This window comes from Methylobacterium organophilum (assembly GCF_022533465.1).
Classification (GTDB): Bacteria; Pseudomonadota; Alphaproteobacteria; order Rhizobiales; family Beijerinckiaceae; genus Methylobacterium; species Methylobacterium organophilum.
Window position 1 is genome coordinate 1,382,173 of record NZ_CP092848.1, and the last position, 24,422, is coordinate 1,406,594.

22 protein-coding genes are annotated in these 24,422 nt (G+C 71.0%); 9 read left to right on the forward strand and 13 right to left on the reverse strand.

Annotation, left to right across the window (positions count from 1 at the left end):
• Window positions 1-41 precede the first annotated feature (41 nt).
• The 5 genes from MMB17_RS06385 to MMB17_RS06405 form a co-directional block, all read right to left on the reverse strand.
• Entirely contained in the window at window positions 42-872 is an 831-nt protein-coding gene (locus MMB17_RS06385; RefSeq protein WP_241101479.1) for a DUF1236 domain-containing protein, read from the reverse strand.
• Between the two features lie 201 nt (window positions 873-1,073).
• The gene (locus MMB17_RS06390; protein ID WP_241101480.1) at window positions 1,074-1,499 is read right to left on the reverse strand and encodes a VOC family protein; all 426 of its coding nucleotides are present in this window, start codon (window positions 1,497-1,499) and stop codon (window positions 1,074-1,076) included.
• A gap of 24 nt (window positions 1,500-1,523) precedes the next feature.
• Window positions 1,524-2,603 carry a tartrate dehydrogenase gene (locus MMB17_RS06395; RefSeq protein ID WP_241101481.1) on the reverse strand — a complete coding sequence of 360 codons (1,080 nt, stop codon included), beginning with the start codon at window positions 2,601-2,603 and terminating at the stop codon, window positions 1,524-1,526.
• Window positions 2,604-2,676: 73 nt separating this feature from the next.
• Window positions 2,677-4,503 carry a chloride channel protein gene (locus tag MMB17_RS06400; protein WP_241101482.1) on the reverse strand — a complete coding sequence of 609 codons (1,827 nt, stop codon included), beginning with the start codon at window positions 4,501-4,503 and terminating at the stop codon, window positions 2,677-2,679.
• 77 nt (window positions 4,504-4,580) lie between these two features.
• Complete coding sequence (locus tag MMB17_RS06405) at window positions 4,581-7,511, reverse strand: phosphoenolpyruvate carboxylase (protein ID WP_241101483.1); 2,931 nt, start codon at window positions 7,509-7,511, stop codon at window positions 4,581-4,583.
• A gap of 195 nt (window positions 7,512-7,706) precedes the next feature.
• On the opposite strand from MMB17_RS06405, the gene MMB17_RS06410 reads away from it, so the two are divergent.
• The 3 genes from MMB17_RS06410 to MMB17_RS06420 all read left to right on the forward strand — a co-directional run bounded on the left by MMB17_RS06410 (window position 7,707) and on the right by MMB17_RS06420 (window position 9,400).
• Window positions 7,707-8,012 carry a hypothetical protein gene (locus tag MMB17_RS06410; RefSeq protein ID WP_241101484.1) on the forward strand — a complete coding sequence of 102 codons (306 nt, stop codon included), beginning with the start codon at window positions 7,707-7,709 and terminating at the stop codon, window positions 8,010-8,012.
• Entirely contained in the window at window positions 8,009-8,881 is an 873-nt protein-coding gene (locus MMB17_RS06415; RefSeq protein ID WP_241101485.1) for a hypothetical protein, read from the forward strand. Before MMB17_RS06410 ends, MMB17_RS06415 begins: the two co-directional genes overlap by 4 nt.
• A gap of 75 nt (window positions 8,882-8,956) precedes the next feature.
• Window positions 8,957-9,400, forward strand: a complete 444-nt coding sequence (locus MMB17_RS06420; protein ID WP_238309478.1) for a cupin domain-containing protein — start codon at window positions 8,957-8,959, stop codon at window positions 9,398-9,400.
• A gap of 66 nt (window positions 9,401-9,466) precedes the next feature.
• Here MMB17_RS06420 and phbB read toward each other — a convergent pair whose 3' ends face one another.
• A complete protein-coding gene (gene phbB, locus MMB17_RS06425; RefSeq protein ID WP_238309477.1) occupies window positions 9,467-10,195 on the reverse strand; it encodes an acetoacetyl-CoA reductase in 729 nt (242 codons plus the stop codon).
• A gap of 270 nt (window positions 10,196-10,465) precedes the next feature.
• Window positions 10,466-11,650 carry an acetyl-CoA C-acetyltransferase gene (locus tag MMB17_RS06430; RefSeq protein ID WP_238309476.1) on the reverse strand — a complete coding sequence of 395 codons (1,185 nt, stop codon included), beginning with the start codon at window positions 11,648-11,650 and terminating at the stop codon, window positions 10,466-10,468.
• Between the two features lie 312 nt (window positions 11,651-11,962).
• On the opposite strand from MMB17_RS06430, the gene phaR reads away from it, so the two are divergent.
• A complete protein-coding gene (phaR, locus tag MMB17_RS06435; protein WP_238309475.1) occupies window positions 11,963-12,547 on the forward strand; it encodes a polyhydroxyalkanoate synthesis repressor PhaR in 585 nt (194 codons plus the stop codon).
• Between the two features lie 514 nt (window positions 12,548-13,061).
• Here phaR and rpmF read toward each other — a convergent pair.
• A complete protein-coding gene (rpmF, locus tag MMB17_RS06440) occupies window positions 13,062-13,250 on the reverse strand; it encodes a 50S ribosomal protein L32 (protein WP_003601373.1) in 189 nt (62 codons plus the stop codon).
• Window positions 13,251-13,481: 231 nt separating this feature from the next.
• On the opposite strand from rpmF, the gene MMB17_RS06445 reads away from it, so the two are divergent.
• A complete protein-coding gene (locus MMB17_RS06445; RefSeq protein WP_238309474.1) occupies window positions 13,482-13,691 on the forward strand; it encodes a TOBE domain-containing protein in 210 nt (69 codons plus the stop codon).
• Between the two features lie 55 nt (window positions 13,692-13,746).
• Here the strand turns inward: MMB17_RS06445 and MMB17_RS06450 are convergent, their stop codons facing one another.
• From MMB17_RS06450 to MMB17_RS06460, 3 genes are read right to left on the reverse strand one after another with little or no spacing between them, the layout of a single operon-like run.
• Window positions 13,747-14,514 carry an ABC transporter ATP-binding protein gene (locus MMB17_RS06450; protein ID WP_241101486.1) on the reverse strand — a complete coding sequence of 256 codons (768 nt, stop codon included), beginning with the start codon at window positions 14,512-14,514 and terminating at the stop codon, window positions 13,747-13,749.
• A gap of 10 nt (window positions 14,515-14,524) precedes the next feature.
• Window positions 14,525-15,562 (reverse strand): FecCD family ABC transporter permease, encoded by a 1,038-nt coding sequence (locus MMB17_RS06455; RefSeq protein ID WP_241101487.1) that lies wholly within the window; start codon window positions 15,560-15,562, stop codon window positions 14,525-14,527.
• A complete protein-coding gene (locus MMB17_RS06460; protein WP_241101488.1) occupies window positions 15,562-16,572 on the reverse strand; it encodes an iron ABC transporter substrate-binding protein in 1,011 nt (336 codons plus the stop codon). Before MMB17_RS06460 ends, MMB17_RS06455 begins: the two co-directional genes overlap by 1 nt.
• 399 nt (window positions 16,573-16,971) lie before the next feature.
• Here MMB17_RS06460 and MMB17_RS06465 point away from each other — a divergent pair, with 399 nt between their 5' ends.
• The 3 genes from MMB17_RS06465 to MMB17_RS06475 all read left to right on the forward strand — a co-directional run bounded on the left by MMB17_RS06465 (window position 16,972) and on the right by MMB17_RS06475 (window position 22,250).
• Window positions 16,972-18,273 (forward strand): Tad domain-containing protein, encoded by a 1,302-nt coding sequence (locus MMB17_RS06465; protein WP_241101489.1) that lies wholly within the window; start codon window positions 16,972-16,974, stop codon window positions 18,271-18,273.
• Between the two features lie 15 nt (window positions 18,274-18,288).
• A complete protein-coding gene (locus tag MMB17_RS06470; protein WP_241101490.1) occupies window positions 18,289-19,323 on the forward strand; it encodes a response regulator in 1,035 nt (344 codons plus the stop codon).
• A 221-nt stretch (window positions 19,324-19,544) separates the two neighbouring features.
• Window positions 19,545-22,250, forward strand: coding sequence for an ATP-binding protein (locus MMB17_RS06475; RefSeq protein ID WP_241101491.1), 2,706 nt, complete (start codon window positions 19,545-19,547; stop codon window positions 22,248-22,250).
• Between the two features lie 67 nt (window positions 22,251-22,317).
• Here the strand turns inward: MMB17_RS06475 and MMB17_RS06480 are convergent, their stop codons facing one another.
• A complete protein-coding gene (locus MMB17_RS06480) occupies window positions 22,318-22,590 on the reverse strand; it encodes a hypothetical protein (protein WP_241101492.1) in 273 nt (90 codons plus the stop codon).
• 219 nt (window positions 22,591-22,809) lie between these two features.
• Between MMB17_RS06480 and MMB17_RS06485 the strand changes: the two genes are divergently transcribed.
• Window positions 22,810-23,730, forward strand: coding sequence for a DMT family transporter (locus tag MMB17_RS06485; protein ID WP_241101493.1), 921 nt, complete (start codon window positions 22,810-22,812; stop codon window positions 23,728-23,730).
• Window positions 23,731-23,756: 26 nt separating this feature from the next.
• Here the strand turns inward: MMB17_RS06485 and MMB17_RS06490 are convergent, their stop codons facing one another.
• A complete protein-coding gene (locus MMB17_RS06490) occupies window positions 23,757-24,035 on the reverse strand; it encodes a hypothetical protein (RefSeq protein ID WP_238309465.1) in 279 nt (92 codons plus the stop codon).
• Window positions 24,036-24,422 lie beyond the last annotated feature (387 nt).

A 24,422-nucleotide genomic window follows, 5' to 3' on the forward strand; every position in this document is an offset into this window, starting at 1 on the left:
CGCGGATCGCTCCGCGGCCGCCGTGACGCAAGCCCTGCCGATCAGGCCGGGATCACGTCCACGACCTCGTAGGTATCGGGATCGATGATGACGATGTCGTCCCCGACCAGGATGAACTGGAAGCCGCGATAGGCCGGCACCAGGGTCAGGATCGCCGGCGGGAGCGGATGCAGGTGGACGGAGCGCGGGATGGCCGTGCCGACATTCACCGAGAAGTTCACGTTGCTGAGCCGCTGCACGTTGGTGCGGGTGATCGACTGGCGGAATTCCGTGCGCTGCGTCGTGTTCAGGCTCCGGGAAGCGCCGCGCGCCTCCGTGGACCGGGCTCCGCCGCCGCGCTCGCCGGCCGCGCCCCGCTCGCCCCGACCCTCGGTCTTGCCATCGGCCCTGCCGCCCCGTTCTCCGGCGCCCTCCCGGCCACCACGCTCGCCCGCCGCATCGCGCCCGTTGCGCTGACCCGGCTCGGTCCGGTTCGGCTGTCCGCGCTCGCCCTGGCCTGCCTTGTCGGCGCCCTCGCGGCCGCCGCGTTCCCCCGGCTGGCCGGCCGCACCCTCCTCGCGCCCGGCCGCGCCGCCGCGCTGGCCGGCCTCGCCGGCACCGCCCCGAGGACCGGCTGCTCCGCCGCCGGCCGCGCCACCCGCGGCGCCTCCCGCCGCCCCGCCGCCCATCTCGCCGCCGCCACCGCGGGCGCCACCGCCCGCACCGCCTGCGCCCCCACCGGCTCCGCCACCGGCGCCCACGCCGGCCCCACCGCCAGCGGCACCACCGGCCCCGCCACCCGCGCCCCCCGCACCGCCACCCTGTGCCAGGGCGGTGGCGACGCCGAGCACCAGAATGGCCGCCGTGGCTGTACCCCGAAGGAGCTTCGTCATGGTTCGTTTCTCCCTACTGCGATTGCGTCGAACGCCGTGACGGGCGCCGAAACCGGGCTCGCAACGATCAAGCGGAGAAAAGCGTTCCAGATTGCATCCAGGGATTGTGTTTTGTTGGGGGTTTCTTATCCTGTATTGATATTTGTCCCGGCTATACTGGGAGCCTGGCTTCGGCCCGCGCCGCGGCACGGGCCTCCGGCGTCAGTAATTCGCCCAGAGGCCCGGCGTGGCGAGCTCGGCAAGGTGCCCGTCGGGATCGCGGAGATAGAGGGACGCACCGCCCTTCGGCCAATCGATCCGGCTCTCGATCGGTACGCCGCTCGCCGTCAGATGCGCGATCCAGGCGTCGAGGTCGGCGCGGGCGATGCGGAGCGCGAAATGGAGCGGTCCGGACCCGTCATGGGGCGGCAGCACGCCGCCGGGCAGGGTCACCGGACTGAGCGTGCTGCCGCGCCGGAACAGCAGGAGCACGCAGGCCGCGCCCACGGGATAGGCCACGAGCCGATGGTCGGCGACCATGGGTCTCAACCCGAGCACGTCCTCGTAGAAGGCGCGGGCGCGCTCCATGTCGTCCACGTAGAGGGCGGTCTCGAGCACGCCTCCGAGGGGCGGCGGTGTCGACGCCATCGCGGATCCCTCCCGTCTTCGGCCTCAGCCCAGCGCCTCCGCGACCGCCTTTCCGCAGGCTTCGGTATCCGCGCTGCCGCCGAGGTCGCGGGTGCGCAGGGTCCCCTCGGCCAGCACCCGCTCGATGCCGGCGACGATCTCGGCCGCGGCGTCACGCTCGCCCAGATGCTCCAGCATCATCGCCCCCGACCAGATCTGCCCGATCGGATTGGCGATCCCGGCGCCCGCGATGTCCGGGGCCGAGCCGTGCACCGGCTCGAACACGGAGGGGTGCTTCCGCTCCGGATTGATGTTGCCCGAGGGCGCGATGCCGATCGTGCCGGCGCAGGCGGGGCCGAGATCGGACAGGATGTCGCCGAAGAGGTTCGAGGCCACCACCACGTCGAACCGGTCCGGGTTGAGCACGAAATGCGCGGTCAGGATGTCGATGTGGTACTGGTCCCACTGCACGTCCGGATAGGCTTCCGAGATCTCGCGCACCCGCTCGTCCCAGTACGGCATGGTGATCGAGATGCCGTTCGACTTCGTGGCCGAGGTCAGGTGCTTCTTCGGCCGCGAGCGGGCGAGATCGAAGGCGAAGCGCAGCACCCGGTCGACGCCGTGACGGGTGAAGACGCTCTCCTGCACGGCGAATTCCCGCTCGGTGCCGGCGAACATCCGGCCGCCGGCATTCGAGTACTCGCCCTCCGTGTTCTCCCGGACGACCCAGAAGTCGATGTCGCCGGGTTTGCGGCCCGCCAGCGGGCAGGGCACGCCCGGCATCAGGCGCACGGGGCGCAGGTTCACGTACTGGTCGAATTCCCGCCGGAACTGGATCAGGGACCCCCAGAGCGAGATGTGGTCGGGCACGCGGTCCGGCATGCCGACGGCGCCGAAGAAGATGGCGTCATGGCCGCCGATCCGCGCCTTCCAGTCCTCGGGCATCATCCGCCCGTGCCGCTCGTAATAGTCGCAGGAGGCGAAATCGAACCAGTCCTGGCTCAGGGTGAAGCCGTGGCGCTTGGCCGCCTGTTCCAGCACCCGCACGCCCTCGGGTACGACCTCCTTGCCGATGCCGTCGCCGGGGATCACCGCGATGCGGTAATTGCGGTTCGATCCGGACATGAAACCTCCCTTGGGCCGCTCATTTTTGCGGCACCGCGTGACGCGGACCGAGCCCGGCGTCAACCACCCATGTCTATACCGTCTCCCCGACCATGGCCCGGCGCTGGCGGTCGAGTTCCTCGCTGTAGCGTTTCAGGGTGTGGCTCTCCGTCAGCAGGCCGATGACCTTGCGGCTGTCCCGGCTCTCGACCACGGCCAGCGCCTCGCTCTCGGCGTGGTCGAAGGCGGCCGCGGCCTGCTTGGCGTTCATCTGCGGCTCAAGGAAGGTGTCGGCGTAGCGCACCACGTCGCTCAGGGCCGGCGCCTCCTCCCCGCTGCCGACGAGGGCATGCGCCTCCGGGACCAGGACGATGCCGGCATAGCGCCCCTTCCCGTCCACCACCACGACGCGGGAGGGCGAGCCGAGGGGATGCTCCCGCAGGAAGACGGAGAGGGGGGTATCGAGGGGGACGGGCCGGATGTCCTTGCGCATCAGGCGCCCGACGCTGAGGTTGCGGATCCAGCCGACATCGTGGGCCGAGCGGATGCTCTCGCCGCGCAAGTGGAACCGCCAGGTGGCGAAAGAATACCCGAAGGTCTTCCGCACGGTCAGCGAGGATGCGATCACGGCGGCAAGCACAAGGCCGGCCACGGGAAAGCTTCCGGTCATTTCGAGGGCGAGGAAGGTCATGGTGAGCGGGCCGCCGATGATGGCGACGGCGAGCGCGCTCATGCCGACAACGGCATAGGCGACGGGCGTCAACGCGAAGGCTTCGAAGCCCGGCCATGCCAGCGGGGCGAGAACCGCGAAGAGCTTGCCGGCGAGCGCCCCCAGGAACAGCGAGGCGAAGAACAGCCCGCCGCGGAAGCCGGAGCCGATCGAGATCGCCGAGGCCGCCGCCTTGGCGACGAGCAGCCCGGCGAGGCCCCCGGCGCCCGAGAGCGCGGCGGCGTGCTCCAGGTGGAGATGCAGGGCGCCGTGCCCGCCGGAGAGCACCTGCGGCGTCGTGGCGAAGGCGAGCGCCCCGACGCAGGCGCCCCCGAGCATCGGCCGCAGCGCCCCGGGCAGGCGGGTGGCATCGAAGGCGCGCTCCACCAGGGTGACCCCGCGCATGAGGAGGATCCCGAGCAGGGCGCAGACGAGGCCGAGCACCAGGCAGGGCAGGGTGTCGGCGGCGGTGATGCGCCCGGTCGCGGTGGCGGCGAGCCCGCTCACGTCCACGAAGGCGGCTTGCGTCACCAGCGCCCGGGCGACGAGGCTGCCGCACAGGGCCGCGACCACGACCGGCGTCAGGGTCGCGATGGTGTAGGTGCCGATGATCAGCTCGAAGGCGTAGAAGGCGCCGGTGAGCGGCGAGCCGAAGGCCGCCGCGATCGCCGCGGCCGAGCCGCAGCCGACCAGCGTCCGCAGGTCCGAGCGCCGCAATTCGAAGGCGATGCCGAGCCGCGAGGCGATCCCGCCGGCGATCTGGGTGTAGCCGGCCTCCAGCCCCACCGAGGCGCCGCACCCGTTGGAGAGGACGTTCTGCAGGGCGACATAGGCGGAATCGCGCAGCGACATCCGTCCGCCATGCAGGGCATTGGCCTCGATCGGATCGACCACCGCCCGGCGCCGGCCCCGGCGCACCCGTCCGGCGAGGATCACCAGGAGCCCGAGCATCAGCCCGCCGAGGGCGGGCGCGCCATGGAGCCAGAGCGGCAATTCGCTCACCGCGCTGAGCCGGGTGCCGTGGGGCAGGCGGTAGAGGATTTCGCGCAGGCCCTGCGTCGCCGCGCTCATGCCGGCGACGGCGAGCCCGGCGAGGCAGCCGGTCACGGCGGCGAGCAGGACGAGCCCGACCTCGTTGCCCCGCACCAGCGCCCGCAGCCGGGCGGGCGCATGCACCAGAGCCCGGGCGGGACGGAGGGGAAGGGGCTTCATCGCGGCGTCGAATCCCGGGGCAGGCGGGCGGAGCGTCGAGGCGCCTTACCACACCTGCCGCGCCCGCTCCGCGCGCCTCAGCCGAAGGCGCCGACCTCGTGCTGGATGATGCCGGAGAGCTCCCGCACCCGCTCGAACATCCCCCGGATCGGCTGGAACAGGGTGGCATGCTCGGCCTCGTAGGTGCCGACATCCCGCGGGCCGGGGGGCTCGCCGAAATTCAGGCCCAGGGTCGGGTCCGGGGTGATCGGGTAGATCTCGCCGAGAAGCTGCAGGCAGCCGTCGATGTCGAGCCGCAGGAAGCGCTCCAGCAGCATCTCGCGGGTAATGCCGGCCTGGGGCCGGAAGCTCGGGATATGCACCGCCAGGAACCAGATCCGGTGGATCAGGGCGAGGCGGATCGCGTGGAGTAGGGTCAGGCGCGGCGACATGGTCGCGAGATCGGGCGCGGCCGCCTGCAGGTAGAGCCAGTCGCGGGTCAGCCGCCCGAACAGGCGGCGCAGATCCGGAGCGAGGTTCAGCCGGTCGAGGGCGCCCGCCACGGTGAGCAGTTCCTCGCGCCGTCCCTCGCGTTGCGTCCGGCGCGCCCGCTCCAGCCACACGGCGGGATCGAGCGTGTCGATATAGGCGCGCAGCACGTCGAGATCGCCGACGCTCGCGGCGTGCTGCACCAGCCGGAAGGCCCGGGAGAAGCGCACGGATTCCTCTCGCATGTGCCGGAAGGTCTCCGGGGCGCGATGCGCGGCCCGGCCCATGCCGTGCAGGGAATTCGCGAGGAAGCCCAACTGCTGCAGGATGGCGTTGTTGGGGATCGCCCGCATCTGGCGGGGATGGGTGATCATGGCCGGCCCGCCGGAATCGGACTGGCGGGCGACGGGGCGCGAGCCGGTCCGGTCGATCAGGCTCGGGCCGAAGGTGCCGAGCAGGGCCGCGTAGCCCGGATCCTCGACCAGGGCCTCCATGTCCTGCCGGGCGGAGCGGAAGAACTCGGCGGCGAAGTCGGGCTCGGCGTAGATCGGATCCTCGTCGCTGCCCGCCTTCGTGCCCGCCTCCGTCAGGACGTAGTCGGAGAAGGCGTCGTCCTCGCGCAGGTCGTCGGCGAAGACGTGCTCGGCGATGCGCGAGACGGAGGCCGCGGCCAGCGCCGGGGTGCCGAACATCAGGTAGCCGTCCGAGCCCTGGAAGCTCGATTCGAGCCGCGTCCGCAGCCCCGCCGCCCGGTTGCGGCGGCGCGCATCCTCCGGGGCGAGATAGGCGAGGCGGTCGCGCAGGGAGGTCGGGTGGGCGCCCCGGCCGATCGACTCGCCGTGGGTGTCGAAGATGACGAGCTCGACGTCCTTCAGGTCGTTCTGCGCCATCATCTCGGTGATGCGCAGGCGCAGGCGCTCGATCCAGAAGGTGGCGGCGAGCTGGCCGACATAGCGACCGGAATCCGAGTAGCCGAACTGCACGGAGAGCCGGCCGAGGCGCTTCAGATGCGTGCGCCAATGCGGGTTGCGCAGGGCGTCGTCGAGCACGCGGATGCCCTGCTCCAGGGCGCTCGCCGTCTCGAACAGGGGGGTGATCTCGAGCTTGTCGGCGATGCCGTAGTGGCGGGCGAGCCAGAGGGCGGCGAGCAGGGTGTAGCCGGTCTCCGTCTCCGCGATCAGGAAGCGGACCGGGTGCGAGCCGTCGACGTGCTTGAGGATCTGCGCGATCGTCATCATCAGGCGCGCCGCGGAGGCGCGCTCGGCGGCGAGCGCCCCGAAATCCACCGCCACGGGCTTCACGTCGTTGAGCAGCGTGTGGATCGCCGAGAGATGGGTGCGGCGCTGGGCGGCGTCCGTCGGCTCGCCCTCGAGGTCGATCACCCGGCGCACGGCGTTGTGGATCTGGCTGGCGTTCAGCCGGAAATGCGGCAGGGCGTTGGAGAGGCCGTGGGCGGCCACGCCCGAGCGCAGCACCGCGATGGCGCGCCGGTCGGCATCGGTCTCGGCGGCGCCGAGGGCGGCCGCGAGCCCGGCGAGGATCGGCCCCGCATCGAGCTGGGCGCGCTCGCGCTCGATGATGAGGGCGAGGGCGAAGCGGTGGACGTTCTCCAGAGACGGCTTGGTGCCGAGCAGGGGCGCCCCGGCGAGCTGGCGGTTGACCGCGGCCAGCGCCCCGGCGGCCAGCTCGCGCACCACGCGGGTCGCGGGCACGTCGGGCAGGTCGCGCTGCAGGCGCTCCAGCTGCATGCGCTTGGAGATCAGGCGGTAGCGCAGGGTGTCCCACCAGCCGATATCGGTGCGCCCGTCGGTGTCGCAGCCGACCCAGCTCGCGATGGCGAAGGGCCGGGGCACCAGCTCGGTCCAGCGGTCGGGCCAGCGCCTCTGGGCCGCATCGATCAGGGCGCCGTTGAAGGCGTCCAGGGCGAGGCGGCCGTTATTGGCGGCGAGGCAGGCCTGCGCGAACTCGTCGTCCAGGCTGATGCGGGCATCGGGCCGGGTCGAGCGCTGGGCCGCCTTCTCGATCAGGGGCACACGGGCCGCCTCGTCCCGCTCCGAGGCCGCTGCGGCGATCAGCTCGGCCACGGCCTTGGGCATGCCGAAGGTGGGATGCGCGGTGAAGACCACGGCGAAGGCCGTGCGCCCGACGAGGTCGCGGAACGTCTCGAAATCGCCCGAGCGCTTCGGGATCGCCGCGACGAGGCGCTCGGCGAGGTCGGCGATCGTCTCCGCGGTGTCCCCGTCGAGCCCGACATAGCCGCGCAGGCGGGCGGCCCGCTCCGTGAGGGCGTGGCGGCGCAGGCTCACGAACAGGGTATCGAGATCCTCTTCCCCGATCTCGTCCCGGTCGAGGCGCCGGGTGATGGCGAGCGTCACCGCCAGGACCGGGTTGCGGAACGGATCCTCCGCCGCCTGGCCGCGCGACTGGGCGATGAGGTCGAGCAGCGCCTTCTCCAGCGCGTCGGGCGAATCGGGGACGGTGGACCCGCCGGCACCCTCATCGGCGATCCGGTGCGTCTCGGGGCGGTCCTCCAGGGGCATCGCGATTCCTCACACCTTCGGCGGCCGGTGCTGCGCCGCAGCAGCGGTGTTTTCACCCTTGCGCCTCCGACGCAAGGACCGTTCCTCGGTGTCCCGCCCGTTGCGCGGCCTCGGCGGAGAGCGGCGGCTACGGCAGAAATGTTGGCGCGGATCGTTTCCCCTGCGCCCGAAATCGCATTAACGCTCGGGGCGACGATGGACACGCTCCTGTTCCTGCTCGCCGGCGCGGCCCTTGTGGCCGCCTGCGCGGCCTTCGCCGTGATGAACGGCCGGGCCAAGCGCGAACCCCTGCGCCTGCCGCAGGAGGAGCGACTCGCCCTCGACGCCCGGGACGAGGACGCGGCGATCGACGCGATCCGGCCGGCGCGGGAGAGCCCGATCGACCGGCAGGCGGAGATTCTCGATCTGGAGATCATCGATCCGGAGCCGGTCCGGCGGGCGCTGGAGGATCATCGCGCGGAGGGGGAGCGGACGGAACGAGAGGACCGACGAAACCGATGAGAGCGACCTTCCCCGCTCTGGCGGGTCTCGCGGGGCTTGCGGCCTTGAGCCTCGACGCCGCGGCGCAGGATGCGGAGATGCCGCCCCCGCCCGCCGAACAGGCCGCCCCCGCCGCCAAACCGCCCCGGCCCAAGCCGAAACCCAAGCCCAGGCCTGCGGAAAAGAAGCCCGTGGACACGCCCGCGCCCGCTGCGGAAGCGCAGGGCCGGACGGAGGCGAAGCCCGAGAACGCGGCCTCCCCCGCCGCGGCGAAGGCGGAGGCGCCGCCGCCCTCCGCGACTCCCTTCGCCGCGCCGCCCGTCGCCTGCGACCCGGGCAAGGCCGTGCATTACGAGGGGGCCAGGAATCTCGATCTCTGGGTGAGCCGCAGCGGCCTGATCAGCGTCGACAATCCCCTGCGCCCCCTGACGCCGGACCAGACGCGGGTGCTCCAGGTCGTGGTCGGGGCGAAGATCGCCACCCTCTACGGCCCCGACCTGACGGCTTTGCGCCGGGGCGCCTCGCCGGCGACGCTGGAAGGCGTGCTCGGCGGCACGGTCCGCTGGGACGAGACTCTGGTGAGCCTGCCCGACAGCCTGAACCTCGTCGCCGAGGACGGCGCCGCGATCGCCCGCCTCGCCTTCAAGGCCTGCGAGGACGCGCCCGCCGCCAAGGCACTGCCGCCGCCCAGGCGCCGGCCCGACCCGATGGCGGAGGCCGGGGCCCCGGCCGATCCCGGCGCCGGCAAGGCGGCGGCGGCCAAGCCGAAGGCCGCCAAGCCCGCCGCCAAGCCCGCCGCCTGGCCCGGCCCCAAGCTGCCGCAGGGGGCCTTGCCCCAGGGCACCCTGCCCCAGGGCGCCCTGCCGGACATCAATCTGCCCAGGCCGTGAGCGCCGCTCGCGGGATTCTTGCCGCGCCGCGGTGGCGTCAGGGCGTTGCGTGACGCCGTGGAGAGGAGGAGAGCGATGGCTGCGACGGGGACGAGCGCCGAGGAGATCATCGCCAGCCTCGGTTTGCAGCCGCATCCCGAGGGCGGCCATTACCGCGAGACCTTCCGCGATCCGCGGGCGATCGACGGCCGCTCCGTCGGCACGGCGATCTATTATCTGCTCGGGATCGGCGAGGTCTCGGCCTGGCACCGGGTCGACGCCGCGGAGATCTGGCACTGGTATGCCGGCGCGCCGATGGTGATCACCCTGAGCCCGAACGGCCACGACGCCTCGGCCCACCATCTCGGCCCGGACCTCGCCCGGGGCCAGCGCCCCCAGCTCGTGGTGCCGGCCGGCCATTGGCAGACGGCCACCAGCCTCGGCGCCTGGACGCTCGTCGGCTGCACGGTGTCGCCGGGCTTCGACTTCGCCGGCTTCGAGATGGCGCCGCCGGACTGGCGGCCGACGCCGCGGGGCTAGGGCCCAACCTACCAGAAAGGCCGGGGCGACAGGATCGCCCCGGCCCGTCTCAGCCGAACGGCCGGATCAGACGAAGTGCTGGCCGCCGTTGATGGTCAGCGTCGAGCCGGTGACGAAGCCGGCCTCGTCGCTCGCCAGGTATTCCACGGCCTGCGCGATCTCGTTGGCCTCGCCGAGGCGGCCCGTGGGAATCGTCGCGATGATCTTGTTGCGGATGTCCTCCGGCACCGCCATCACCATGTCGGTGGCGATGTAGCCGGGGGCGATCACGTTCACGGTGATGCCCTTCGCGGCGCTCTCCTGAGCCAGCGCCTTGGCGAAGCCGATCACGCCTGCCTTGGCGGCCGAGTAGTTGGTCTGGCCGGCTTGGCCCTTCTGGCCGTTGATCGACGAGATGATGATGATGCGGCCGAAATTGCGGGAGCGCATGCCCTCGATCAGCGGCCGGGTGCAGGTGAACATCGAGTCGAGGTTGGTCTTGAGGACCGCCTGCCACTTGTCGAAGCTCATCTTGTGGAAGGCGCCGTCGCGGGTGATGCCGGCGTTGTTGACCAGGATGTCGATCGGGCCGAGCTCGGCCTCGATGGCCTTGATGCCGGCCTCGCAGCTCGCGAGATCGCCCACGTCGAACTTGAAGACCGGGATGCCGGTCTCGGCCTTGAAGGCGTTGGCCGCCTCGTCGTTGCCGCCGTAATTCGCGGCGACCTTGTAGCCCTTGTCCTTCAGCCTCTTGGAGATCGCGGCGCCGATGCCGCGCGTCCCGCCCGTGACGAGGGCGACGCGTTCCTGAGCCATGGTTTCCTCCGTGCTCTCGTTAGAGTTTGTTTTTACTGTGCTTTCCGAAACACCGGCTAGGCGGGCGGCTCACAGGAAAGCCGTCCTGTCACCGGTCTTTCGGGCAAGGCGGACGCGGGCGGGCGGCCGTGCCGCCCCGTGGACGACCGGTTTAGCCGGGGGCGCCGCGCTCCGCATCGCATTTAAATTTTGCGGAGCTTCAAGCGCTTTTGCCAAAAAACCGTTTGAGGAACGGCCGGGGAAGGGCGGCCCCTTCCCCGGAGGCGCGCCTCAGACGCGCTCGACGCACATCGCGACGCCCATGCCGCCGCCGATGCAGAGCGTGGCGAGGCCCTTCTTGGCGTCGCGGCGCTTCAGCTCGTGCAGCAGGGTGACGAGGACGCGGGCGCCGGACGCGCCGATCGGGTGGCCGATGGCGATGGCGCCGCCATTGACGTTCACCTTCTCGTCGTCCCAGCCCATGTCCTTGTTCACGGCGAGGGCCTGGGCGGCGAAGGCCTCGTTGGCCTCGATCAGGTCGAGGTCGGAGGGCTTCCAGCCGGCCTTGTCCAGCGCCTTGCGCGAGGCCGGGATCGGGCCCGTGCCCATCACCTTCGGATCGACGCCCGCGGTCGCCCAGGACACGATCCGGGCGAGCGGCTTGAGGCCCCGCTTCTCGGCCTCGGAGGCCGACATCAGCACGATGGCGGCGGCGCCGTCATTGAGGCCGGAGGCGTTGGCGGCGGTGACCGTGCCGTCCTTGGCGAAGGCGGGCTTCAGCTTGGCCATCGCCTCGATCGTGGCGCCGTCGCGGATGTACTCGTCGGTGTCGACGACGGTGTCGCCCTTCTTGCCCGGCACGGTGACGGGGACGATCTCCTCCTTGAAGCGGCCCTCCTTGCGGGCGGCCTCGGCCTTGTTCTGCGAGCGGGTCGCGAAGGCGTCCTGCTGCTCGCGGGTGAGCTGGAAGGCCTGGGCCACGTTCTCGGCGGTCTGGCCCATGTGGTAGCCGTTGAAGGCGTCCCAGAGGCCGTCCTTGATCATCGTGTCGATGAGCTTGATGTCGCCCATCTTCTGGCCGCCGCGCAGATACTGGCAGTGGGGCGAGAGCGACATCGATTCCTGGCCGCCGGCCACGATGATGTTCGCATCGCCGTTGGCGATCTGTTGCATGCCGACGGCGACGGTGCGCAGGCCCGAGCCGCAGACCTGGTTGAGGCCCCAGGCGGTGGCCTTCTCCGGGATGCCGGCCTTGATCGCCGCCTGGCGGGCCGGGTTCTGGCCGGCGCCCGCGGTGAGCACCTGACCGAAAATCACCTCGTCCACCTCGTCGGGGGAGACGCCGGCGCGCTCCAGCGCCGCCTTGATCGCCACCGCACCGAGCTCGTGGGCGGGCACGCTGCCGAAGGCGCCTGCGAACGAACCCACCGGCGTGCGCGCGGCTCCGACAATGACGATATCTTCGCTGGCTGCCATCGTGACGTTCTCCTCATCCGGCGGCGCGACCTTGTTGGATCGTCGTTGCGCGCGGCCTGCCGTTCATCGGAAGAAAGCCCTGAGACCTGTGAAGTCAAGCGTGCCGAGGGTGGAGGCGGGCCGATCCAAAGCAGCCGAACCCGCCTGCACTGCATTATTCTGCGGATCGCTTGGAAAATTGCTGTTTTCGCCACCGCGAGAGTGCCTTAAGGTCGGCCGTCACGGGAGGGTTCCGCGGTTGCGGGACCACGGCGGAAGCGGAGCGAGAAGGCTTTGCGCGCGATCGTCAACGGAGCGGGAGGTGCCGCGGGGATGGCCGAGAACGGCAAGGGGCATCAGACCGTCATCAAGAAATACGCGAACCGTCGCCTCTATCACACGGGCACCTCGACCTACGTCACGCTCGAGGATCTGGCCGGCATGGTGCAGAGCGGCGAGGATTTCGTCGTGTACGATGCGCGCTCGGGGGACGACATCACCCGCGCGGTGCTCACCCAGATCATCTTCGAGCAGGAGAACAAGGCCGGCGAGGACAACCTGCTGCCCGTCGCCTTCCTGCGGCAGCTGATCCGCTTCTACGGCGACAGCATGCGCACCATGGTGCCGAGCTTCCTCGAATTCTCCATGGCGAATTTCGCCAAGGACCAGGACGGGCTGCGCGAGAAGATGGCGCAGAGCTTCGGGCCCGCGGCCTTCCAGCAGGCGCTGCAGGAGCAGGTCCGGGCCAATATGAGCTTCTTCGGCGATGCGATGAAGATGTTCACGGGCGGCTTCGGCCAGGCCCCCGCCCCCAACGCCCCCGCGGCGCAGGCGCCGGCACCCGGTGGCGATCTGGACGACCTGAAGCGGCAGATGGCCGAGATGCAGGCCCGTCTTGAGGCCCTCGCCAAGAAATAACGGGTCGGCGCGGATCGGCGACCACTCCGTAAAGACTACCCGGTTGCGCGATCGCCTCTCGCCGGACCGCCCATCGATTCGGGTCGGAACACGAGACCGATCAAGGGCTTGGATGGATATGCGCGCGGGGTGTGCCCCCGGGCTGCCGGAACGGAGGCGTTAAAAAACCGTTGCCGCTAGCGGTGTCTTGCTCATTTCATGAGGGCGGGCGCCGAAGGAGTGGCCGGCTTTGCGTGGCGGGAACGACGACGACGATCGGGTGACCGGCCAAGGCCGCGCCCTCGTGTCCGGCCAAGCAGGCCCGGACCAGGGCGGTGTACGCCTCGTCGGTCCACGGCCGCGGGCGAGCTTCCTGGCCCAGCTCCTCGTCAACAGCGAGCCGGCCCCGTTTCCATCGCGCCTGGAACGCCAGAAGGCCGCAGCCACGCATTACGCGCGGGCGGCCGGCGGACGATCGGGTCGATAGAAGAGACCGGCGCGGCGCGCCCGTGACGAGCGCGCCGGAAGCGCGGAATCAGGCCTCGGCCGACTTCACCTTCAGGACCTGACGGCCACGGTACATGCCGGTCTTCAGGTCGATGTGGTGCGGACGGCGCAGCTCGCCCGAGTCCTTGTCCTCGACATAGGTCGGGGCCTTGAGGGCGTCGGCGGAGCGGCGCATGCCGCGGCGGGAGGGGGAGGTCTTTCGCTTCGGAACGGCCACGGGAAGGATCCTACGGCAAAAAAGGCGCCTGGGCGGCTCCCGCATCCTGCGGGATCACCATCGGCACCGTGCTGCAAACGGAGATTCGAGGCGCGGCTTATAGCGGCCTCGCGCGGGCCTGGCTAGTGCGGTCGATGGATTGCTGCGATGCTCAAGCAACGGCGTTTTCCTGGCACCGCGCGGAGCCCCGGTCTATGGGCCGCGCGGGGCTCAATCACAGGAGGAACATCCGTGAAGATCAGCGCGCGCAACGTGCTCAAGGGCAAGATCGTCTCGGTCGAGAAGGGCGCGACCACCGCCCATGTGAAGATCGAGGTCGGCCCGGGCCAGGTCGTCACCTCCGCCATCACCAACGAGGCGGTGGACAGCCTCAAGCTCACCGTCGGCGGCGAGGCCTATGCCGTGGTCAAGGCCTCTGACGTGATGATCGCCGTCGACTAAAACAGAACACCGGTGCCCTTCCTCGCGGAGGGGCGCTTCCCCGGCTCGTGCGTCTCTAGGACAGGACCGGCGCGCAGGCGGCCAGGCCCCCCGGGAGCGGTGCCACCGTCACCTCCACTCCGTAGAGCCGGCGCAGGATTTCCGGGGTGACCGTCTCCGTGGGCGGCCCGGCGGCAGCGATGCGCCCCTCGTGCAGGGCGAGAACCCGGTCGGCACAGAGGAAGGCGTGGCCGGGATCGTGGGTGGAGAGAATCACCGCGATGCCCCGGGCCGCGAGCCGCCGCACCTGCAACAGCACCCGGGCCTGATTCCCGAAATCGAGGCTCGCGGTGGGCTCGTCCATCACTAGGATGCGCGGCTCTCCGGCGAGCGCCCGGGCGATGAGGGCCATCTGCCGCTCGCCCCCGCTGATCTCCGTATAGATCCGGCCGGCGAGATGGCCGATGCCGAGGCTCGTGAGCGCCTGTTCCGCCGCCGCGTGGTCGGACGGCCCGGGGCTCGCGAAAGGTGCCAGACGGCTGGCGCGGCCCATCAGCACGACCTCGCGGACGCTGAAGGGAAAGAAGGCCGCATGGGCCTGGGGCACGTAGGCCAGGGCGCGGGCGACCTGCGCCCGGGACCAGCGGGCGATGTCCTGCCCGTCGAGGCTGACGCGCCCCGCCTGGGCCGGAAGCAGCCCGAGCACCGTCTTGAACAGAGTGGTCTTGCCGCCCCCGTTCGGCCCGAGCAGGCAGAGCACCTCTCCCGCGTCCAGGGCGAAGCTCACGTCCCGCCCGACCGTGCGGCCGGGATAGCCGAAGGACAGGCCCTCCACGCTCAGCATGGGGCAGCCCTCACGACCAGCCCCTCCGGCCCGAGGCGAGGAGCCAGAGGAAGAAGGGCGCGCCGATCAGGGCGGTGAGGATGCCGAGCGGCACCTCGATCCGCGCCGCATTGCGGGCGACGAGATCGACCGCGGTGAGATAGCCGGCTCCGAGCAGCAGGGAGGCCGGCAGCAGCCGGCGGAAATCCGGCCCGACCAGCAGGCGGGCGAGATGGGGCACGATCAGCCCGATCCAGCCGATCACCCCCGTCACCGAGACCGCCGCCGCGGTCACCAGAGTCGCCCCGGCCACGAGCAGGGGACGCAGCCAGCGCGTCTCGACGCCGAGGGCCCGGGCCTCCTCGTCGCCCAGGCTCATCAGGTTGACCCGCCAGCGCAGCAGGACGAGGGGCGCAAGGCCGAGGGCGATCGCCGGCAGGATGGCGCCGAGATCGGACAGCGTCACCGAGGCGAGACTGCCGAGCAGCCAGTAGGTGATGGCGGGCAGCTGGTTGTAGGGATCGGCGAGCACCTTCAGGAGAGAGATGCCGGCCCCGAGCAAGGCGCCCACCGCGACGCCCGCCAGAACCAGCGTCAGGACCGGATCGTGCCGGCGCACCGCGGCCCCGACCGCGTAGACCGCCCCGACCGCCATCAGGCCTCCGGCGAAGGCGAGGGCCTGGATCGCCACGACCGGCAGACCGAGGAAGATGCCGAGCACCGCTCCCAGGCTCGCCCCGGCCGAGACGCCCAGGATGTCCGGCGAGACGAGGGGATTGCGGAACAGGCCCTGATAGGTGGCGCCCGCCGCCGAGAGCGCGGCCCCGACGACGACGGCGCCCACGACCCGCGGCAGACGCACTTGCAGCACCACGGTGCGGGCGGTCGGGTCGACGGTGGCGTCCTGCCCGGTCAGTCCGCCGGCGAGCACCGCCACCACGTCCGGCAGCGCGACCCCGTAACGGCCGATGGCGAGGGAGACGAGTGCCAGCAGGAGAAGCGCGGCGAGGGCCAGGAGCGCGGCGGGAATGCCGGCCGCCCGGCGCAGGGTCACGGCGGCGGCGCGCATCACGGGTGTCCGTCGGCGCCGGCCATCAGCGCCTCGACCCCCGCCGGATCGAGCTCGACATGGTAGAAGCGGCGGTAGAAGTCGCGCACCGCCTCGCCGACAGGCTGCGGGAACAGGTCGGGATGGAGCCGCCCGGCGAGCCAGCGCAGGCCGATCAGGCGGTTCACGCCCGGCGGCGCGTCGAACCAGCCGAAGGGGAGCGCGGGCGCGCGGTAGATCCGGCCCGCCTTCACCGCTTCCAGGCCGCTCCAGAGCGGATCCTCGCGAAACATCCTGGCGACGGCCTCGTCGACGGTCAGGATCACGTCCGGGTTCCAGGCGAGCACCTGCTCCGGAGAGACCGTGGCGAGCCCACCGGGCCCCGCGGCGTCCGCGACGTTGCGGGCACCGGCCAGCCCGAGGATCTCGACGTTGATCGAGCCGGCGAGCCCGGTCTCGAGCCCCTTCGGACCCCGGGCATAGTAGACCCTGGGCCGAGACTCGGCGGGCAGATGACCCACCTTGCCCGCGACTTCGCCCATGAGCGCCTGGGCCGCTTCGGCCAGCTCCGCGCCGCGTGGCTCCTCACCCAGCAGGGCTCCGAGCCGGCGATAGACCTCCGGCGTTTTTGCGAAGGCGCCGTCGAGCAGGATGTAGGGGATGCCGGTCTGCGCCTGCACCCGGTCGGCCAGGGAGGCATAGGTCGGCCCCGTGCTGCCGACATCGACGATCAGGTCGGGCCTGGCCGCCAGCACCGACTCGACATTGGCCGAGCCGCCGCGCCCGGTCAGGCGCCCGAAGGCGGGAAGCGCGCGGGTCCCGGCCGCCAGGAAGGGCATGGCCTCGGCACTTGGGGCGCTGACCCACCCGGCCATCTTGCCGGGGGCCAGGGTGTAGAGGAGCACGCCGGCCGGCGGACCGGCGGCGAGCACGCGTCCGACCGTCTCCGGAACCTCGACCGTGCGGCCGGCTGCGTCGAGGAAGGGACGCGCCTGTGCCGCGAAGGCGAGCGCCAGCATCGGAAGCGCCATCAGCGCCCGAAGGACGGACCTTCCCCGGCGGCGTCCCGATGGAAGGCCCTCCCCGTTCCCGGCGACGGGGAGCGGGACGGTCCGGGGAAGGCGGCGAGCGCACGGGGGCCGAGGGTACATGGATCCAGCATGCCACCGGCGGGACGCTCCGCCCAGCCTCGGCGGCCAACGCCGTGTTCGGCGCCTCCGAAGAGCGCATGGCGAATTGTCTTCGAGTGCACAGTCGGTTTTTCGAGTCGGTTTAAGATTCGCGACAGTTATTTCCGGCACTATAGTTGTGCAACCTGTGTAGAATATAGAAATTCTATGCTCAATTTGAAGTTGTTATGCCTGCTCTGGAAGCGGACGGCTTCAATGCGAGCGAATGCCTTTGCCCGGCTCAGGCCATGCTCCGGAAACGTGGCGATCTCCTTCGCGGTGGCGTTGCCGGCGCTCCTGGCGATCGGAGGCGCCGCGATCGACTACGCGCATGTCCTTCTGCGCCGGAACGCGCTTCAGGTCGCCGCCGACACGGCCGTGCTGAGCGGCGCGAACACCCTGAAGATGGCGACGCCCGATCCCCAGCTCGTCCTCGTCCTCACCGAGCAGATGGTGCGCGACAACGCCGGGACGCCCGCAAAGCATGCGCTCACGATCAAGCCTTCGGTGAGCGCCGACCGGCGGCAGCTCGCGGTCAGCGTCTCGGAAACGGTGCAGCTCCTGTTCGGGCCGTTCCTCGGGCGCTCCACGATGGAGGTGTCGGTTCAGGCGACGGCGTCCGTGGTCGGCCGGATGCGGCTCTGCATGCTCGCCCTCGACCAGATGCTCATGGGCGCGATCTCCCTGGAACACGACTCCCTGGTCACGGCCAAGGATTGCTCGCTCTACTCGAACTCGACGCATGCGAAGGGCTTGCTCGGGAAGAGCCGCGCCACGGCTTACGCCCAGGTGATCTGTTCGGCGGGCGGCTACAGCGGCGAGAGAGCCAACTTCAATCCCACCCCGGTGACGGATTGCCCCGTCATTCCGGATCCCCTTGCGAACCGGGCGCCCCCGCCGGTCGGCGACTGCGTCCGCTTCCCGGATCCGCCCGGCAGCGGTGACGGGAGGCCCAACATCATCCGGAAGAGCCGCGAACTGGAGCCGGGTACCTATTGCGGCGGCCTGTGGATCACGAACAAGGCCGTCGTCACGCTCAAGCCGGGCGTCTACGTGATGAAGGACGGCCCGCTCATCGTCGACGCACACGCCACCCTGTCCGGGACGGGCGTCGGCTTCTACTTCACCGGCAACCGGGGCGGCCTCCTCTTCGACCGGCACACCGCCATCAGTCTGGCCGCACCGACGAACGGTCCGATGGCGGGATTGCTGCTGTTCGAGGAGCGACAGGTCGCCGATCCCGTCCCGCCGCCGACGAATCCGCTCGTCACGCCGCCCCCGCCGCCGCCGCCCGGCGGCATCCAGAAGCCCCTTCGCCTCTACCGCATCATCAGCGACAATGCCCGGACCCTGCTCGGCACCATCTACCTGCCCCGCGGCCGCCTCGTGATCGATGCGAGCCGGCCCGTGGCGGACCAGTCCGCCTACACCGTGATCGTGGCGGACCAGATCAATCTCTACGACGGGCCGAACCTGTACCTCAACGCCGATTACGACCGATCGAACGTGCCCGTGCCCGAGGGCGTCGGCCCGATCAGCGGGCGTGTCTTGATGACCCGCTGAGCCGGAGCGTCTGCGATGATGATCATCCTGGTCGACGACGACCGCATGAACAATCTGATCATGTCCGAGGCGCTGAAGGGCGTCTCGGAGGGCGAAGCCCGGGCCTTCACCGATCCGCTCAAGGCGCTCGCCGCGCTGCACGGGCAAAGCGAGCGGGTCGGCGTGATCGTGGTCGATTACGAGATGCCCGGCATGAACGGGGTCGAGCTGATCAAGGCCGTGCGGGCCTCCCCGGGCTATGAGGCCGTCCCGATCGTCATGGTGACCTCGATGACGGCCCGCTGCCTGCGCCACGAGGCGTTGGAAGCGGGGGCGACGGAGTTCCTCAACAAGCCTTGCGATCCGGTCGAGGTCCGCACGCGGGTGCACAACCTCCTGAAGCTGCGCAAGCTCCTGCGGGCCGAGCAGGACCGCTCCGCCTGGCTCTCCCGGGAGGTCGCCGCGGCCGTGGAGACCATCGAGGCGCGGGAGCGCGAGATCGTGGCCGCGCTGATGCGCGCGGCGGAATGCCGGGACAGCGATACCGGCGACCATATCGAGCGGGTCGCCACCTACGTCACCTTCATCGCGGAGGCCCTGGGCTTCAATCCCGAGGCGTGCCGGATGCTGTCGCTCGCCTCGACCATGCACGATGTCGGCAAGATCGGCGTGCCCGACGCCATCCTCCTGAAGAACGGTCCCCTGACGGAGGCCGAACGGGCCGAGATGCAGCTCCATACCGAGCGCGGCTACGCCATCCTCGGCTCCAGCAACTCCGAGGTTCTGAAGATCGCCGCCGAAATCGCCCGGAGCCATCACGAACGCTGGGACGGGACGGGCTATCCGCTGGGACTGTCCGGCGGGGCCATTCCCCTGGGCGGCCGTATCGTCGCCGTCGCCGACGTGTTCGACGCGCTCACCTCGGCCCGCCCCTACAAGACGGCCTGGAGCCTCGATGCGGCGCGGGCTCATCTCGTCGCCAATGCCGGCCGTCATTTCGACCCGGCCTGCGTGGACGCCTTCCTGACCCGGTGGCAGGACATCGCCTGCTTCGCGAAAGATGCTTTTTAGGCGGAGCGGAGGGAACGCGGGAAACACAGGGGCGCGTCGGGAGTCACGCCGTTTCATAGCCGGCTCATGAAAGCCATGCGCCCCTGTGGACGCCTAGGAGCAAGTGCCTCGCACGAAAAGCATTCAAGGGAATCTTCACGCCCTCGGGGCATCCTGGCGACGGGGCAGCCGTGAAGGAAGGCTGCCGAGTGGGGCACAGGGCGGAGGCGATGAGGCGGATCATGGCCGCGAGCCGGAAGCGGCGTCCGCTCGGGCGGCCATCCTCGTTGAGCTGGCGCATCGGCTCCGTCGTCGCCGGGGCGGTCCTGATCGCCCTCGCGGCGGCCCTCGGCTTCACCGTGTGGCGCGACGTGGACCGCTACGCCTCCGACAAGCGCAACGAGCTCGTCAACATCGCCCGGATCTATGCGAGCGCCGGCGCGGCTGCCGCCCAGACGGCCGATGCCGCGTCCGCGACCGCAATGCTGCGGGCGATCGGCGGCCAGCGTGGCATCGAATACGCGGCGATCCTCCTCGCCGACGGCTCCGTCCTTGCCGATCAGGGGCTCGGCGCACGGCTCGACGGTGATCTCGACCTCGATGCGGAGACGGAAATCGGCCCCCTGCGCCTGCTCTCGACCCGCACCGTCCGTGTCCGCGTGCCGGTAACGGCCGGCGGGATCACCGTGGGATCGGTGGTGCTGATGGCGAACACCGCCGATCTCGCGGAACGAATCCGCTCCGCGGCGATCACGTCGGGCTGTGCGGCCCTGCTCGCGCTCACGATCGGCCTCATGATCGCCTATCGGCTTCAGGCGAGCCTGACCGGGCCGTTGCGCGCGCTCACCGCCACCATGGAGACGGTGCACCGCACTGGCGACTACGCGATCCGTGCCGAGGTCACCACGCAGGACGAGGTCGGCCTTCTCGCCGAGACCTTCAACGACCTTCTCGCCGCCGTGAATCAGCGCGACCGGATGCTCGCGGAGCATCGCCGGACCCTGGAGGCGCAGGTCGCCGCGCGCACCGCGGAGCTCAGCGTCGCCAAGGATCACGCGGAAGCCGCCAACCGCGCCAAGTCGACCTTCCTGGCGACGATGAGCCACGAGATCCGCACGCCGATGAACGGCCTGCTGGTGATGGCGGAGCTGCTCGTCACCTCCGAGCTGCCGAGCCGCCAGAAGCGCTACGCGGAGGTCATCGCCCAATCGGGCCACAGCCTGCTCGCGATCCTCAACGACATCCTCGACTTCGCGAAGGTCGAGGCCGGCAAGGTGAGCCTGGAGGAGGTGTCGTTCGATCCGCGCGACGTGGCGGACACCGTGGTCACCCTGTTCGGCGAGCGCGCCCACGGCAAAGCGCTCGACCTCGCCGCGGTGATCGAGCCCGGCCTGCCCCGCCGGATCCTCGGCGACCCGGCCCGGCTCAACCAGGTGATCGGCAATTTCGTGAGCAACGCGCTCAAGTTCACCGAGAGCGGACAGGTCGTCCTGCGGGTCTCCTGCCGTTCCGAAGCCGGCCGGATCCGCTTCGCCGTCAACGATACCGGCATCGGCATTCCCGCCGACAAGCTCGGAGCCATCTTCGAAGCCTTCTCCCAGGCCGACAGCGCCACCACCCGCCGCTTCGGCGGCACCGGCCTCGGACTCTCCATCGCCCGGCAGCTCGTCGCGGCCATGGGTGGGGCGGTCGGGGTCGAGAGTCGGGAGGGGCAGGGTTCGACCTTCTGGGCCGAGATCCCGATGCGGGGCGCGGAGCCGGAGGAGGCGCCTCTCCCGCGCGCCGCGGGAGTGACCCCCGCCATCCGCCTTGCCGGGCTCGGTGCGGCGACGGAGGCGGCGGTTCGCGTCGGCCTGGAGGCGGCGGATTTCACGATTCGGCCCGACGCCATGGCGGGATCCGGTCCGTGGATCGTCTCGGCGGCCTATCTCGCCCGCCTCTCGGCGCGGCCCGAAGGGGCGGAGCGCGTCATCGCCCTCTGCCCGATGGGCGATGCCGTCGGCGCCGAGGCCTTGCACCGCGGCTGGGCGGATGCGGTGATCCGCTGGCCCCTGGCCCAGAGCGAGTGGCGCCCGGTGCTGGCGGCCCTGTCCGCCGGAGCCTCCCTCGACGAGGCCGCCCGCCCGGGCGCCGAAGCGGAGGCGCTGCCCTCCTTCGCCGGATTCCGCGTGCTGGTGGCGGATGACGGTCTGGTCAACCGGGAGGTGGCTCTCGAGGCCCTGCGCCGACTCGCGGTCCACGACGTCACCCTGGTTGTCGATGGCCTCGAAGCGGTGGAGCAGGCGCGCCGGGAGCGCTTCGACGCGATCCTGATGGACGGGGACATGCCGAACTGCGACGGCTTCGAGGCGAGCCGGCGCATCCGTGCCCGCGAAGCCGCCGAGGGCCGCCCGCCGGTCCCGATCTTCGCCCTGACCGCGCATGTGATCGGCGAGGCCGCCGAGGCCTGGCGGGCGGCGGGGATGGACGGGGTGCTCACCAAGCCCTTCACCCTGGCCCGGCTCGCCGGGATCCTCCGGCAGGCCGAGACCCTCCGGCGCGAAGACCCGGTGGCGGCCCAGGCGGGCGCGCCCGAAGCGGCGCCCCTCCTCGATCTCGCCACCCTGCATGGTCTCTCGGCGATGACGGCGCCCGGCGAGGCCCCGCTGATCCAGCGTCTGCTCGCGATCTATCGCGACCAGGCGGCCGAGGCTTTGGAGAACCTCTCGGTTGCCCTGGAAGCGGGTTGCCCGGAGGCGGCGGCGCGGGCCGCCCACGCCCTCAAATCGATGAGCTGCAACATCGGCTTCGCCCGCCTCGCCCACGCCCTCGAAGCCATCGAGCAGGCGGCCCGGAGCGGGGCGCCGATCCCGGATGGCCCGCCGGTCGCCGCCCTTCGAGCCTTGATGGCCGAGAGCATCGCGGCGCTTCGGGAGAGCGCATACGGCCCGGAGCTCCGCGCCGCGTGAGGGATGGGCACGGGCGACGGGCCGCGGTTCCGGCCGGGAGCATCGCGCTCGGCAGGAGGCGGCGTCCTCAGCAGGTGGGCACGCGGCGCCAGCCGACCTGCTCGCCATAGACGTCGTAGACCGGCTCGTAGACATAGCCGCAGCCATAGCCGTAATCGTAGACCGGCTCGGGATAAGCCGGGCGGGCCGAGGCGGCGGCCGCGGCCCCGAGGGCGAGGCCGAGGATTCCGGCGGTGACGGCGGCGCCGCGCCAGCCGGCCTGGGCGGAATTCACGGATGCGCCGAGGGCGGCGACGAGGGTAAGGGCGGCAAGCCCTGCGGTGACGGTCTTCCTGATCATGGCGGCATCTCCCTGGTTTCAGGGCGGGAAGCCTTCTGGCGCCGTCCTGCCGGCCGCTCTCGCGCGGGCCGATGGACCTGCCTTAGACGCCGTCCCGCGCCGGGCCGCGGTGTCGCCGCGCACGCATTTCCCGAGACCGGCCGCGCTGCCGCCCCTTTTGCGTGCGTCCCGGCACCGGGTGCGGCCCGAGCCCGGCGCCGCGCGGGGAGACCGGACGTTTTGAGCGAGAATCAGGAGACCGGGTTGGCGCCGCAGCGCGCCGAGCGGCGCCAGCGGCTGATCGGGATCGGGCTGATGTGCCTGGCGCCGATCATGTTCGCGAGCCTCGACGCCGCCGGCAAGACGCTCGCCCGCACCGGCACCGACCCGCTGCTGACCACCTTCATGCGCTACGCGGTCAATGTCGCCCTGGTGACTGCCTTCCTCAACCCGGTGACGCGGCCCGGCGTCGCCCGCACCCGGCGCCTGCCCCTGCAGATCCTGCGCTCGCTGCTGCTGTTCGGCTCCACGGGCTGCAACTTCCTGGCCCTGCAGCATCTCCAGCTCGCCGAGACGGTGACGATCCAGTTCACCGCGCCCCTGGTCGTTGCCCTGCTGGCCGGGCCGATCCTGGGCGAATGGTCCTCGCGCATGCGGCTCGCGGCGATCGCGGTGGGCTTCCTCGGCGTCCTCGTGATCGTGAGGCCCGGTGCCGACAGCTTCCAGCCGGCCATGCTGTACTGCTTCGGCAATGTCGGCTTCTACGCCGCCTACGTCATCGTGACCCGCAAGCTCGCGGCCTACGACTCGAGCGCGACGACGGTGTTCTATACGGGGCTCGCCGGCCTCACCCTGATGAGCCCGCTCCTGCCCTGGATCTGGAGCGCGCCGACCTCCGTTCTTGCCTGGACCATGCTGTTCGCGGTGGGGCTGTTCGGCACCGCCGGGCATTGGCTGATCGTGCTTGCCCATGCCCGGGCGCCGGCCAACGTGCTCGCGCCCTTCCTCTACACGCAACTGCTCTGGTCGGTGGCCCTCGGCTTCCTCGTGTTCGGCGACCGGCCGAGCGGCTGGACGCTGGCCGGGGCGGCGATCATCGTCGCCTCCGGCCTCGTGCTCCTGGCCGAGGACGCCGCGCGCTGGTCACGCCGACGGGGCTGACCGGGCGCGCGGACCGCGCCTCGTCCTCAGTGGTGGTGCCGGTGACGGCGGTGGCGGTGATAGCCGCGGCGGCTCGGCAGGCTGGTGCGGTAGCCGCGGCGGCCGGGATCGACCCCGAGCACACCGGCCGCTCCGCCGACCGCGCCGCCCACGGCACCGCCGAGCACGCCGCCGACCGGGCCGCCGACGCGGTTTCCCTCATTCGCGCCGCGCCGCATGCCCTCCGGGATGCCCTGCGCCTCGGCGACGCCGGAGAACGCGATGGCGGAGAGGGACAGGAGAGTGACAGCGAGCAATTTCCTCATGACGATACGCCTCTTCTTCTTTCCGTTCTGCGTCGTCGGAGGGCTCGTCCAAGTCTCGGCCCGATCGAAGTCTCCGCCCCGATCCGAAGGCTCGTCCAAGTCGGGTGCGACGCGCATCGGACAGACAACGGCCGAGCTTCCTTTTGGTGGCATCGCCCGGGCGGGTGAAATTCTACGTCGTGAATTCGGCGCCGGGCCTGTTGCCGGAAAGCCTCGTTCGCAGCGGCCGACTGTTCTGCTGGCGCGCGGTTTCCGCCGCTGCTAGAAGCGCGGGATGCTCGCCGCCCGCGCGCCCGACGGCGCCCTCGCCCGCCGAATTCGAATTACCGGCCCGGCCTCCGCCTGAGCGCCGCCGCGCTGCGGCGCGTGCGGAACGCCGGGATACCG